Annotated in this window: 10 protein-coding genes and 1 tRNA gene; all 11 read right to left on the bottom strand. The window is 59.3% G+C overall.

The features are described 5' to 3' along the window. Positions 1-9: 9 nt before the first annotated feature. Complete coding sequence (locus ABWV89_RS05775; protein WP_353395203.1) at positions 10-1,017, bottom strand: M48 family metalloprotease; 1,008 nt, start codon at positions 1,015-1,017, stop codon at positions 10-12. A 55-nt stretch (positions 1,018-1,072) separates the two neighbouring features. After that, complete coding sequence (locus ABWV89_RS05770) at positions 1,073-1,663, bottom strand: LemA family protein (RefSeq protein WP_353395202.1); 591 nt, start codon at positions 1,661-1,663, stop codon at positions 1,073-1,075. 187 nt (positions 1,664-1,850) lie between these two features. Next, a complete protein-coding gene (gene rpoC / locus ABWV89_RS05765; protein ID WP_353395200.1) occupies positions 1,851-6,077 on the bottom strand; it encodes a DNA-directed RNA polymerase subunit beta' in 4,227 nt (1,408 codons plus the stop codon). 129 nt (positions 6,078-6,206) lie between these two features. Further along, positions 6,207-10,331 (bottom strand): DNA-directed RNA polymerase subunit beta, encoded by a 4,125-nt coding sequence (rpoB, locus tag ABWV89_RS05760; RefSeq protein ID WP_353395199.1) that lies wholly within the window; start codon positions 10,329-10,331, stop codon positions 6,207-6,209. A gap of 268 nt (positions 10,332-10,599) precedes the next feature. Beyond that, positions 10,600-10,977 (bottom strand): 50S ribosomal protein L7/L12, encoded by a 378-nt coding sequence (gene rplL / locus ABWV89_RS05755; RefSeq protein ID WP_353395198.1) that lies wholly within the window; start codon positions 10,975-10,977, stop codon positions 10,600-10,602. A 45-nt stretch (positions 10,978-11,022) separates the two neighbouring features. Further along, positions 11,023-11,523 (bottom strand): 50S ribosomal protein L10, encoded by a 501-nt coding sequence (gene rplJ / locus ABWV89_RS05750; RefSeq protein ID WP_353395197.1) that lies wholly within the window; start codon positions 11,521-11,523, stop codon positions 11,023-11,025. A gap of 269 nt (positions 11,524-11,792) precedes the next feature. Next, positions 11,793-12,488: a 50S ribosomal protein L1 gene (gene rplA, locus ABWV89_RS05745; RefSeq protein WP_353395196.1), complete on the bottom strand. Its 696-nt coding sequence runs from the start codon at positions 12,486-12,488 to the stop codon at positions 11,793-11,795. A gap of 1 nt (position 12,489) precedes the next feature. Next, positions 12,490-12,921, bottom strand: a complete 432-nt coding sequence (rplK, locus tag ABWV89_RS05740) for a 50S ribosomal protein L11 (RefSeq protein WP_353395195.1) — start codon at positions 12,919-12,921, stop codon at positions 12,490-12,492. A 142-nt stretch (positions 12,922-13,063) separates the two neighbouring features. Further along, a complete protein-coding gene (nusG, locus tag ABWV89_RS05735; RefSeq protein ID WP_353395194.1) occupies positions 13,064-13,639 on the bottom strand; it encodes a transcription termination/antitermination protein NusG in 576 nt (191 codons plus the stop codon). Beyond that, positions 13,639-14,022, bottom strand: a complete 384-nt coding sequence (secE, locus tag ABWV89_RS05730) for a preprotein translocase subunit SecE (RefSeq protein ID WP_353395193.1) — start codon at positions 14,020-14,022, stop codon at positions 13,639-13,641. Before secE ends, nusG begins: the two co-directional genes overlap by 1 nt. A 167-nt stretch (positions 14,023-14,189) precedes the next feature. Further along, positions 14,190-14,265: transfer RNA gene (locus ABWV89_RS05725), tRNA-Trp, on the bottom strand. Positions 14,266-14,287: the final 22 nt, after the last annotated feature.

Below are 14,287 nucleotides of genomic sequence, written 5' to 3'. Positions count from 1 at the left end.
CCGCCGGGTTCAGGCGAATACAGTGCGTTCGTCAACCCTCTGGGGGCGAATGGGCGGCATATTCCGCCCATAGATGCGCTTGATGCGTTTTTCCAGCGGAGGGTGAGAGTCGAGCCAGCGATCCGAGATTCTTCCCTCGGTCCCGATCAGGAGCATATGCTGGACCGCGGGCGCCATCGTCAGGGATTCGATGTGCATTTCCCGCAGCCCGGCGACTTTGCGCAGCACGCCTCCCATGGCCTCGCGGCTGCGCGTCCATTGGACCGAGCGTGCGTCTGCCAGAAACTCAAGTTGTCGCGAAACCGCCGCCTGCAGCGCATGGCCCACCAGCCACCCGAGCCACCCGACCGCCATCAGTATGCGGCCCAGCACCATGCCCACAAGTGTTCGCTCCGACCAGTCAGGGTCGTAGAGGCTCTGACCTCCCCGGTAGATGAGCTCGATGCCCCACACCATGCCCAGCAAGCGCATGTTCATGCGCGTGTCACCCTCGACGATGTGACTGAACTCGTGGGCCACCATGCCCTGAAGCTCCTCGCGCGTGAGATAGTCGAGCGCACCTCTGGTCACAGCAACCACGGCATCGTTCTCATCCCATCCCGCTGCAAAGGCGTTGATCGACTGGTCCCGTGCCAGCAGCATCGGCGTCGGTCGCCTCATGCCGGACGCGACCGCCATCTCGTCAACAATGTTCTCAAACCGGCGTTCATCGAAGTCTGTCGAAGCGTTCAGGCGCCGGGCACCCAGCCTTTCGGATAGCGCTATGGCGCCACCCGAGGCGAGCCGCGAAGTCTCAAGCCACCAGCCTCCCAGTACATACAGCAAGACAAGAGTGGTGGTCGTCTCGAAGAAGTACCCCGGAATGGCAAAGCCCCCTGGTGCCCAGAAGCCCCAGACCACTCCCCAAGCCAGCAAAGCTGCCGCATTGACCATCACCACCAGGGCCACCACCGCCAATGCGAACGCCAGCAAAAGGCGCCGGCTTCGCCCCCTGGCCTCCCGTTGACGTTCAAACATCAGCACTCAGCCACCCCTCCGCCTGAGCTCATGTTCATACCGCCTGGTGCCACCGTCAGAAGCTGACTTTCACGGGCTGGCGTTCTTCCTCACTCTGCGTCGACTCCAGCATGGGTTGGGTATTGAAGCCGAACAGTCTAGCAACGATCAAAGTGGGGAATTGCGCAGCAGCGTCATTGAACTCCAGCACATGATCGTTATAGGCCTGGCGGGCGAAGCCGATGCGATTCTCGGTGCTGGTCAGTTCTTCGCTCAGCTCGCTCATGGTTTTGTCCGCCTTGAGATCGGGGTAGGCTTCAGCCACAGCAAACAGGCGCCCCATGGCCCCCGTCAGGGCAGTCTCGGCAGCACCCAGAGCGCCCAGCGCGCCAGCATTGAGCGGGCTGCCTGCAGCAGTAGCCTCTGCGGCCTTGGCATGGTTGCGTGCAGCGATCACCGCCTGCAACGTATCTTGCTCGTGGGACAGGTACTTGCGAGCGACCTCCACCAGGTTTGGAATCAGGTCATAGCGGCGCTTGAGCTGCACATCGATCTGGCCAAAAGCGTTCCCGATGGCGTTTTTCAGTCTGACCAGCCTGTTGTAGGCACCCACACCCCACAAGCCTGCGACCACAGCCACAATCACGATGACAACAGTAGTGGACATCTCTCTTTCTCCTCTGACAGCGGAGTCATTCGCTCCAGTTTCATTTGGTGACACACCAATATAGCCCATGAACGCGCAACGCAAGCCGCGAAAAGTCACGTTCTCTGCTGCTGCCACTTGCGTGCGCCAGAAAAAAAGCCCCTGACCGCTTCCGGCCAGGGGCTTTTTCTTGCCAGCAAAGGCCGGATCAATCCGTCGACTCGCCTGCCTCAGGTTCGGCTGCAGCAGCGTCCGCCTGATCAGCGGCCAATGCCATGGCATCGGCTTCAGCAATGGCGCGACGCTCTTCGTCGTCCATCTTTTCCTTGACTCGACGCGCATCGTGGAATGCCATACCCGTACCAGCCGGGATCAGGCGACCCACAATGACGTTCTCCTTCAGGCCACGCAGCTCGTCGCGCTTGCCCATGATGGCAGCCTCGGTGAGCACGCGGGTGGTTTCCTGGAAGGAAGCCGCAGAAATGAACGAATCGGTCGACAGCGATGCCTTGGTGATACCCAGAAGGATGTTGCTGTACGTCGCCGCCAGCTTGCCTTCCTTTTGCAGGTCATCGTTGGTGTTGAGGATCTCCGAACGCTCCACCTGCTCGCCAGCGATGTAGGAAGAATCGCCCGGGTTCTCGACCACGACACGGCGCAGCATCTGGCGAACAATCACCTCGATGTGCTTGTCGTTGATCTTCACACCCTGGAGTCGATACACGTCCTGAACTTCGTCAACAATGTAGCGGGCCAGTTCTTCGATACCCAGCAGACGCAGGATGTCCTGCGGATCAGCCGGACCGTCGACGATGGTCTCACCCTTGTTGACGACCTGACCTTCGTGGACGAGCACGTTCTTCTCTTTCGGAATGAGCTCTTCCCAGATCTTGCCTTCCGGATCGGTGATCTGCAGGCGAATCTTGCCTTTGGTCTCCTTACCGAACGACACGGTACCCGTCATCTCGGCCAGCACGCCCTTGTCTTTCGGCGAACGGGCTTCGAACAGCTCGGCCACACGTGGCAGACCACCGGTAATGTCTCGGGTCTTCTGACCTTCCACAGGGATACGTGCCAGCACCTCGCCAGGACCCACTTCCTGGCCATCGCGCACCTGGATCAGTGCGCCGACCTGGAAGCCGATGGTCACCGAGTGATCGGTGCCTGGGATTTTCACTTCGTTGCCGGATGCATCGATCAGCTTGACCTGAGGACGGACCACCTTGGTAGAGCCGCGACGCTTGGGGTCGATCACGACCAGAGTGGACAGACCGGTCACGTCATCGACCTGCTTGGCCACCGTCAGACCTTCTTCCACGTTCTCGAACTTCACCTGACCGGCAAATTCCGTGATGATGGGTCGGGTCAGCGGATCCCAGTTGGCCAGGATCGTGCCGGCCTTGATCTGCTGGTCGGCCTTGACCGTCAGGACGGCACCGTAAGGCACCTTGTGACGCTCGCGCTCACGACCGTGCTCATCGCTGACGATGATCTCGCCAGAGCGGGCAATCACAACCAGCTCGCCATTGCTGTTGGTCACGTAGCGCATGGTCGAGTTGAACCCGATCACACCGCTGGACTTGGCTTCCACGCTGGAGGCAATGGCAGCACGGGATGCAGCACCACCGATGTGGAAGGTACGCATTGTCAGCTGGGTGCCTGGTTCACCGATGGACTGGGCGGCGATCACACCGACAGCTTCACCGATGTTGACCTTGCCACCGCGGCCGAGATCGCGACCATAGCACTTGGCACAGATGCCGAAACGGGTTTCGCAGTTGAGCGAGGTACGCACGCGCACTTCGTCCACGCCGGCTGCCTCGATGTCATCGAGCATGTCTTCGTCGAGCAGCTGCCCGGCTTCAACCAGCACAACCTGTGTCTCTGGGTGCAGCACCTCATCAGCAGTGGTACGACCCAGAATACGGTCGCGCAAGGACTCGATCACCTCACCACCCTCGACGATGGCACGCATCGCCGTACCGTTGCTGGTACCGCAATCGTCTTCGGTGACCACCAGATCCTGGGTCACGTCCACCAGACGGCGAGTCAGGTAACCCGAGTTCGCGGTCTTCAGCGCCGTATCGGCCAGACCCTTACGGGCGCCGTGCGTAGAGATGAAGTACTGCAGAACGTTCAGGCCTTCGCGGAAGTTCGCGGTGATAGGCGTCTCGATAATCGAGCCGTCCGGCTTGGCCATCAGGCCACGCATACCGGCGAGCTGACGAATCTGGGCAGCGGAACCCCGCGCGCCCGAGTCGGCCATCATATAGATCGAGTTGAACGACTCCTGGTCCACTTCCTTGCCGGAGGCATCAACGACCTTCTCCTTCGCAAGCTGGGCCATCATGACCTTGGAGATTTCATCTCCGGCCTTGCCCCAGATGTCCACGACCTTGTTGTAACGCTCACCTGCGGTCACCAGACCCGAAGCGTATTGCTGGGAAATTTCCTTGACCTCGGCTTCCGCACGCTCAATCACCTGCTGCTTCTCGGCAGGCACCAGCATGTCGTCCACAGCAATGGAAATACCGGCGCGTGTTGCCAGACCAAAACCGTTCTGGAGCAACTTGTCTGCGAAGACCACGGTTTCCTTCAAACCACACTTGCGGAAAGAAGCGTTGATCAGCTTGGAGATTTCCTTCTTCTTCAGCGCCTTGTTCATCACCTCGAACGGCAGGCCCTTGGGCAGGATCTCGGACAGCATGGCACGACCGACCGTTGTGTTCACCAGTGAGGTGCTGGGTTCGAACTCACCCGTCTCCTTGTTCTTGAGCCATTCGGTCAGGCGAACAGAGATCTTGGCGGTGATGTCGACAGCACCGTTGTCAAACGCACGACGCAGCTCCTGGGTATCGGAGAAGATCATGCCTTCGCCCTTGGCATTGATGCGCTCGCGGGTGGTGTAGTACAGGCCCAGCACCACGTCTTGCGATGGGACGATGGACGGCTCGCCAGATGCCGGGAACAGCACGTTGTTGGAGGCCAGCATCAGCGTGCGGGCTTCCAGCTGGGCTTCCACCGACAGCGGGACGTGAACAGCCATTTGGTCACCGTCGAAGTCAGCGTTGAACGCTGCGCAGACGAGTGGGTGCAGCTGGATGGCCTTGCCTTCAATCAGGATAGGCTCAAAAGCCTGGATACCCAGACGGTGCAGCGTTGGCGCACGGTTGAGCAGAACCGGGTGCTCCTTGATGACCTCTTCCAGGATGTCCCACACCACTGGCGTGCCGGCTTCCACTTCCTTCTTCGCTGCCTTGATGGTCGTGGCAATGCCCATGGCCTCGAGGCGAGAGAAGATGAAAGGTTTGAACAGCTCCAGGGCCATCAGCTTGGGCAGACCACACTGATGCAGCTTGAGGGTTGGGCCCACGGTAATCACGGAACGACCGGAGTAGTCCACGCGCTTGCCCAGCAGGTTCTGGCGGAAGCGACCGCTCTTGCCCTTGATCATGTCGGCCAGCGACTTCAGGGCACGCTTGTTCGCACCGGTCATGGCCTTGCCACGGCGGCCGTTGTCCAGCAGCGAGTCCACAGCTTCCTGCAACATGCGTTTCTCGTTGCGCGCGATGATCTCGGGCGCATTGAGTTCGAGCAGGCGACGCAGACGGCTGTTACGGTTGATGACGCGGCGGTACAGGTCGTTGAGGTCGGAGGTCGCGAAGCGGCCACCGTCCAGTGGCACCAGCGGACGCAGGTCCGGTGGCAGCACAGGCAGCACCTGCAGGACCATCCACTCAGGCTTGATGCCGGACTTCTTGAAGGCTTCCAGCACTTTCAGGCGCTTGGCGTTCTTCTTGATTTTCAGCTCAGAGCCGGTCAGGTCATTGCGCAGCTTCTCGATCTCGATATCGATATCGATGTTCTCGAGCAGCTCCTTGATGCCTTCCGCGCCCATCTTGGCCACGAACTCGTCGCCGTATTCCTGGCGCTTCGCGTCGTAGTCCTCTTCGCTCATGATGCTGAACTTCTTGAGCGGGGTCATGCCGGGGTCGACCACGACATACGCTTCAAAGTACAGCACACGCTCGATGTCACGCAGCGTCATGTCGAGCACGAGGCCCAGACGCGATGGCAGCGACTTCAGGAACCAGATGTGGGCACAAGGCGCGGCCAGGTCGATGTGACCCATACGCTCGCGACGCACTTTGGTCTGCGTGACTTCAACGCCGCACTTCTCGCAGATGACACCACGGTGCTTCAGGCGCTTGTACTTGCCACACAAGCACTCGTAGTCCTTGGTGGGACCAAAGATCTTGGCGCAGAACAGACCGTCGCGCTCAGGCTTGAACGTACGGTAGTTGATGGTCTCTGGCTTCTTGACTTCACCGAAGGACCAGGAACGGATCTTTTCCGGCGAAGCCAGACCGATGCGGATGGCATCGAAATGCTCGTCAGGGGTGAACTGCTTGAACAGGTCGAGCAAGGATTTCATATCGAACTTCCTTAAATTTCTAAGACAACGTTAGGAAAGAATTGACTGACCAGGAACACCGCGGAACCGGCTTGGCCGGGCCGCTGGTGTTTTCCTCCTCGAAGGGAGGCCGCTACGCGGCGCAGGATGTCAGCTCCTCTCCAATTCGATGTCGATACCGAGCGAACGGATTTCCTTGACCAGCACGTTGAACGACTCTGGCATGCCGGCGTCGATCGCGTGCTCGCCCTTGACGATGGACTCGTACACCTTGGTACGGCCCTGGACGTCGTCGGACTTGACGGTAAGCATTTCCTGCAGGATGTAGGAAGCACCGTAAGCCTCGAGTGCCCAGACCTCCATCTCACCGAAACGCTGACCACCGAACTGTGCCTTACCACCCAGCGGCTGCTGCGTGACCAGGGAGTAAGGACCGGTCGAACGGGCGTGCATCTTGTCGTCCACCAGGTGGTGCAGCTTCAAGTAGTGCATGTAGCCCACGGTGGTCTCGCGGTCGAAGGCTTCACCGGTGCGGCCGTCATACAGCTGCGCCTGGGTGCGGGTCGCCGTCAGGCCTTTGGCCTTGGCGATGGCATCCGGATACGCCAGCTTGAGCATGTCCATGATTTCCTTCTCGGACGCGCCATCGAACACGGGCGATGCAAAAGGAACACCGTTGGTCAGCTCTTTGGCCATGGCCAGCAGCTCTGCATCGCTCAGGTCAGACAAGGTTTCCTTGCGGCCCATTCCGTTGTAGATCTGTTCCATGAAGTCACGCACTTCGGAAGCAGCGGCTTCACGCTGGAGCATGTCACCAATGCGCTGACCCAGGCCCTTGCCGGCCCAGCCAAGGTGGACCTCCAGCACCTGACCAATGTTCATCCGCGAAGGCACGCCCAGCGGGTTGAGCACGATGTCGACGGGGGTACCGTCGGCCAGGTGAGGCATGTCTTCCACCGGGGTGATCTTGGAGACCACACCCTTGTTACCGTGACGGCCAGCCATCTTGTCACCTGGCTGCAAGCGACGCTTGACGGCCAGGTAGACCTTGACCATCTTGAGCACGCCAGCGGGCAGTTCATCGCCCTGGGTGAGCTTCTTGCGCTTCTCTTCGAAAGCCAGATCGAAACTGTGACGGGTCTGCTCCATCGAGTTCTTGATGGACTCGAGCTGTGCTGCCACATCGTCGTCGGCGGGGCGGATATCGAACCAGTGGTACTTCTCGACTTCGTCCAGATAGGCCTTGTCGATCTTGGTGCCCTTGGAAAGCTTCTTCGGTCCACCGTTGGCGACCTTGCCGATCAGCAGCTTCTCGATACGGTCGAACGCATCGGCTTCCACGATACGGAGCTGGTCGTTCAGATCCAGGCGGAAACGCTTGAGTTCGTCGTCAATGATCTGCTGGGCACGCTTGTCGCGCTGGATGCCTTCACGGGTGAAGACTTGCACGTCGATCACGGTGCCAGATGAACCCTGGTCCACACGCAGCGAGGTGTCCTTTACGTCGGATGCCTTCTCGCCGAAGATGGCGCGCAGCAGCTTCTCTTCAGGGGTCAGCGTGGTCTCGCCCTTTGGCGTGACCTTGCCCACCAGCACGTCGCCTGGCTGGACTTCAGCGCCGACGTAGATGATGCCGGACTCGTCCAGGCGGTTGAGCTGTTGCTCAGCCAGGTTCGGGATGTCGCGTGTGATCTCTTCTGCACCCAGCTTGGTGTCACGTGCCATCACCACCAGTTCCTCGATGTGGATCGAGGTGTAGCGGTCATCTGCCACGACGCGTTCGCTGATCAGGATCGAATCCTCGAAGTTATAGCCGTTCCATGGCATGAAGGCGATCAGCATGTTCTGACCGATCGAGATTTCACCCAGATCGGTCGACGCGCCGTCGGCAATCACATCACCCTTGGCCAGCACATCGCCCTTCTTGACGATCGGGCGCTGGTGGATGTTGGTGTTCTGGTTGGAACGCTGGTACTTGATGAGGTTGTAGATGTCCACACCCACTTCACCGGCGACAGCTTCGTCGTCGTTGACGCGAATCACGATGCGGGATGCGTCGACATAGTCGACCACGCCGCCACGGTTGGACGTGACCACAGTGCCGGAGTCGACCGCGGCCACGCGCTCGATACCGGTACCCACCAGTGGCTTCTCGGGGCGCAGCACCGGCACCGCCTGACGCGACATGTTGGCGCCCATCAGTGCGCGGTTCGCGTCATCGTGTTCCAGGAATGGCACCAGGGAAGCTGCCACAGAAACAATCTGTGCTGGCGACACGTCCATGTACTGGATGGTCTCGGGAGGCGTGAGGATGGATTCACCCTTTTCGCGGGCAGAGACCAGCTCTTCCGAAAGGCGGCCTTCAGCATCAAGCGCTGCGTTGGCCTGGGCGATCACATACTTGCCTTCCTCGATGGCGGAGAGGTAGTCGATCTGATTGGTGACCTTGCTGTCCACCACACGGCGGTACGGCGTCTCGATGAAACCGTACTCGTTCAGGCGGGCGTACAGAGCCAGCGAGTTGATCAGACCAATGTTTGGACCTTCGGGCGTTTCGATCGGGCAAACACGACCGTAGTGGGTCACGTGCACGTCGCGCACTTCAAAGCCGGCGCGCTCGCGGGTCAGACCGCCTGGGCCCAGAGCGGAGACACGACGCTTGTGCGTGATCTCTGCCAGCGGGTTGGTCTGGTCCATGAACTGCGAGAGCTGCGACGCACCAAAGAACTCCTTCAGTGCAGCCGAGATCGGCTTGGAGTTGATCAGGTCGTGAGGCATCAGCGGGTCTTGCTCAGCTTGGCCCAGACGCTCCTTCACTGCTTTTTCGATACGTGCCAGACCGGTGCGGTACTGGTTTTCGGCCAGCTCGCCCACGCAACGCACGCGGCGGTTGCCCAGGTGATCGATATCGTCGACTTCGCCGTTACCGTTGCGCAGATCCACCAGGATCTTGACCACAGCGAGGATGTCCTCATTGGACAGAACCATCGGTCCTTCTGCCTCATCGCGGCCCACGCGGGCGTTGAACTTCATGCGGCCCACGCGCGAGAGGTCGTAGGTATCCGGGTTGTAGAACAGGCGGTGGAACAAGGCCTGCACAGCGTCTTCGGTTGGCGGCTCGCCAGGACGCATCATGCGGTAGATGGCTACACGGGCAGCAAATTCGTCCGTCGTCTCATCGATGCGCAGGGTCTGGCTGATGTACGCGCCCTGATCCAACTCGTTGGTGTAGATACACTGCAGCTCTTGCACATTGGAGGTGCGCAGCTTCTCCAGCAAGGTTTCGGTGAGCTCATCGTTGGCCTTGGCAATGATCTCGCCGGTTTCCTCGTCAACAATGTTCTTGGCCACCACACGGCCGAGCAGGAACTCTTCGGGTACGGTGATGTGGGTTGTGCCGGATTGCTCCAGCTCGCGGGTGTGACGCGCGGTGATGCGCTTGTCCTTGGCGACAACAACCTTGCCCGATTTGTCGGTGATGTCGAAGCGCGCAACTTCACCACGCAGACGCTCCGAGACAAACGCCATCTGGGCGCCGCTGTCCATCACGCGGAAGTGGTCGTTGACGAAGAAGTTGGCCAGGATGGACTCCGGCGTCAGGCCGATGGCCTTGAGCAGGATGGTGACCGGCATCTTGCGGCGACGGTCGACACGGAAGAACAGGACATCCTTCGGATCGAATTCGAAATCCAGCCAAGAGCCGCGGTAGGGAATGATGCGCGCCGAGAACAGCAGCTTGCCCGAGCTGTGGGTCTTGCCCTTGTCGTGTTCGAAGAACACGCCGGGCGAACGGTGCAGCTGAGACACGATCACGCGCTCTGTACCGTTGATGATGAAGGAGCCTTTGTCGGTCATCAGGGGCACTTCGCCCATGTAGACCTCTTGCTCTTTCACTTCTTTGACCACTTTGGACTGTGGTGTAGATGACTCGCGATCGTAGATGATCAACTGGACGCGAGCACGAACAGCCGACGAGAAGGTCAGACCACGGGTCTGGCACTCACGCACGTCAAACGCTGGCTTTGCCAGGTTGTATTCGACGAACTTCATCTCCACAAAACCGTTGTGTGAGACGATGGGGAAGGCTGACTCAAAGGCCGCCTGAAGGCCTTCATGTACACGCTTTTTGGGTGCTTTCTCGGCCTGGAGGAACGCTGTGTAAGCGTCCTTCTGCATTTGCAGCAGGTAGGGGATGGTGAGCACATTTTCGCGGCTGCCAAAGCTCTTGCGAATGCGCTTGCGTTCTGTAAAGGAATAATTCGATGCGGATGCCATGAGATCTCCGTTGAGGTTCTCGGCGACTGAGATGCAAACCAGGTGGGCCTACCCGGTCACTTAGCTTGGTGGCTGGCCCCTACCAGCCGATGGCAGACGACCCGCGCATTGCACGCGGGCCCGAACCAAGTGGTCTTCTGCAGTCGGGTCAGAAGACACTCACAAACGGGCCAAAAAACTGGGTTTGGCAGCGCTTGTGGGTGCGCTCTGAAAGCACCAAAGGCTGGAGGCCCACATGGAGCGCTCCAGCCCTTGAAACCAGGACGAATTACTTGAGTTCGACCTTGGCGCCGGCGTCTTCCAGCTTCTTCTTGGCTTCTTCGGCTTCTGCCTTGGGAGCCTGTTCCTTGACGGTCTTGGGTGCGCCGTCAACCATTTCCTTGGCTTCCTTGAGGCCCAGGCCGGTGATTTCGCGAACAGCCTTAATCACGGACACTTTGTTGGCGCCAGCTTCGGTCAGAACGACGTCGAAGTCGGTCTTCTCTTCAGCGGCACCACCGGCTGCGCCTGCGCCGCCAGCAGCAGGAGCGGCCATGGCGGCAGCGCTCACGCCAAACTTCTCTTCGATGGCCGAAACCAGGTCGTTGAGTTCCATGACGGTCATCTCGTCGAGAGATGCCAGAAATGCGTCTTTATCGAATGCCATTTTGATTTCCTAACAACAATTGGTTGAACGATGTGGCTGCGCGCTTCAAGCGGCAGCCTCCTCGCCTTTCTTGGCCGCCAGAGCACCCAACACCACTGCGGTGCGGGAGATTGGCGACTTGAGCAAGCCACACAGCTGGGCCAGCAGGACTTCTTTCGAAGGGATGCTTGCCAGCTTCTTGACGCCGTCAACGTCCAGGACTTTTCCGCTGTAGACACCAGCGCGAATGACCAGCTTGTCGTTGGTCTTCGCGAAATCGGCCACCACGCGAGCGGCAGCCACGGCGTCTTCGGAGAAGCCGTAGATCAGCGGGCCGGTCATCTGGTCGGCGGCCACTTCGAAGCTGCTGCCATTCACAGCACGGCGAGCCAGGGTGTTTTTCAACACGCTGAGCGTGACGCCGTTGCTGCGTGCATTGACGCGCAACTTGTCCATGTCGGCGACCGTGATGCCGCGGTATTCCGCCATCACGAGCGTCTGAGCTTGAGCGGCGAGGTTGGTCACTTCATTGATGACCGCTTCTTTCTCACTGCGATTCAGACTCAAGGTCTACTCCTTCCATGCGCTTTTGGCCACAAGTGCCGCCAGCGCGCTTCGTTGCAGCGACCAACTGTTTTTGGAATGAATTCCATCTGCAGCGGGATCGCCATCTGCGTTGGCTGCTGAGCATTTAAACCGGGACTTCGTTCAGTTGAACTACACCCCGACACCAACGGTCTTGGATGGCCTTCCCCACTCCTTGCCAGAGCGAGTAGCGGGAAAGCCCACCACACCCGAACCACCGGCCAGAGGCCAGCGGCTCGAATTTCTTGCGATTACGCCGAGATGGATCCGGTGTCCACGCGGACACCCACACCCATGGTCGACGAAACAGCGACTTTGCGCAGGTACAAGCCTTTGCTGGACGCTGGCTTGGCTTTGTTCAGCGCGTCGATCAGAGCGACCAGGTTGCCTTGCAACTTGTCGGCTTCGAAAGAGCGACGGCCGATGGAGCCGTGAATGATGCCGGCCTTGTCAACGCGGAACTGCACCTGACCTGCCTTGGCGTTCTTCACTGCCGTAGCGACGTCAGGGGTCACCGTGCCAACTTTCGGGTTGGGCATCAGGCCACGTGGGCCGAGGATCTGGCCGAGCTGACCCACCACGCGCATGGCATCCGGCGAAGCGATGACAACATCAAAGTTGATGTTGCCAGCCTTGACTTCGGCAGCCAGGTCATCCATACCGACGATGTCGGCACCGGCTTCCTTGGCTTCGTCAGCCTTGGGACCCTGGGTGAACACTGCGACGCGAACCGTCTTTCCGGTACCGTTTGGCATCACGACAGCGCCGCGAACGACCTGGTCGGATTTCTTGGCATCGACGCCAAGCTGGATAGCGACATCGATGGACTCGTCGAACTTGGCACTGGCGCAATCCTTGACGATGCCCAGAGCTTCGGTCAGGGGGTACAGCTTGGTGCTGTCAACTTTGCCTTCTTGGGCTTTTTGTTTCTTGGTCAGTTTGGCCATTTCACGAGCCCTCCACAACAACACCCATGGCACGTGCCGAGCCGGCGATCGTGCGAACAGCGGCATCCAGATCGGCAGCTGTCAGGTCAGGCATTTTGGTCTTGGCGATTTCCTCGAGCTGTGCGCGAGTGATCTTGCCAACTTTGTTCTTGTTCGGCACCGAAGAGCCCTTGTCCAGCTTGATCGCTTTCTTGATCAGCGTGGAAGCCGGTGGGGTCTTGATGATGAAGGTGAAGCTCTTGTCAGCAAAAGCCGTGATCACCACTGGCAGTGGCAGACCTGGCTCAACACCTTGGGTCTGGGCGTTGAACGCCTTGCAGAACTCCATGATGTTCAGACCACGCTGGCCCAGTGCAGGACCGATTGGTGGGGATGGGTTGGCCTTACCAGCTGGCACTTGCAGCTTGATGAAGCCGACGATTTTCTTCGCCATGCTATGTCACTCCTGCGAGTCCTGACGGCAGCCTCGGTGGACTGCCTCCTCGCGGTTTAAATGCCCGGTTTCAATGCATGTGTGACAGGCGTCGGGCGGTCCCACCTGCCACTGCTAATTCTGTAAGCTGTGAGCCTTTGGGTCAGGTCTTTTCGACCTGATCGAACTCGAGCTCAACCGGTGTGGCGCGACCAAAGATGGTGACGGACACACGCAGCTTGTTCTTCTCGTAGTTGACTTCCTCGACGGTGCCGTTGAAGTCCGCGAACGGGCCTTCCTTGACGCGGACGTATTCGCCTACGACGAATTCGACCTTGTGCTTGGGCTTGTCAGTGCCTTCCTGCATCTGGTTGACGATCTTCTGAACTTCTTCTTCAGAAATCGGCGCAGGACGGCTCTTGGCACCACCGACGAATCCGGTCACTTTGCTGGTGTGCTTGACCAGGTGCCAGGTGTCGTCGTCCATGACCATTTCAACCAGGACGTAGCCCGGAAGAAATTTGCGCTCGGTGGTGCGCTTCTGGCCATTCTTGACCTCGACCACTTCTTCGGTAGGCACCAGAATGCGACCGAACTTGTCCTGCATGCCGGCACGGTTGATCCGCTCAACGATGTTGCGCTCAGCCGCCTTTTCCATACCGGAATAGGCATGCACCACATACCAGCGCATGCCATCGGTGGCTTTGCCCAACGGGCTTTCCATTTCGGTTTCGCTCATTAGTTCCTCCAGCCCAGGATGAGGTCATAAATGACCCAGCCGAAAAGGGCATCGCCGCCACCAAGCACCAGCGCCATGACGGCCACAAAGGCGAACACGAAACCGGTGGTCTGAATGGCCTCCTTGCGGGTCGGCCAAACGACCTTGCGCATTTCGCGATAAGAATCGCGCATGAATGCCATGAAGCGTCGACCAGGCTCTGAGACAGATGCTACGCCCGCAGCCACGACGATCGCACCCAGCAAGGCACCCCACTGGGCCAGCGATCCGTGAGCGCGAAGCATGTAGAACGCAACGAAGCCGCCCAACAGCAATGCGATGGACAGACCCAGCTTTGCCTTGTCGGCGCCGGACTGAACGGTTTGAACCTCTGTACTGGCCATGTGTTTGATGACTATCGACTGGTTTTGCGTTTCTGCAGCGCCTCCTTTGAGGGTGGCGTCGCAAGACACGCAAGCCCACCTGAGGTCTTGACGACTTCGGCGGGCTTGGGGACCACAAGGAAAATCAGTTAGAACTCAATGAAGAGGAACTGACCGAATCCATCCTGTGGCAGGGGCAGAGGGAATCGAACCCCCAACCTTCGGTTTTGGAGACCGACGCTCTGCCAGTTGAGCTATACCCCTACTTGGCTTCCCTGAAATCAGG

The organism is Hydrogenophaga sp. 5NK40-0174 (assembly GCF_040372165.1).
In the GTDB taxonomy this organism is placed as follows: Bacteria; Pseudomonadota; Gammaproteobacteria; order Burkholderiales; family Burkholderiaceae_C; genus Hydrogenophaga.
Note: the sequence above shows the minus strand (reverse complement) of the source record. Positions and strands in the feature narration are given on the sequence as shown.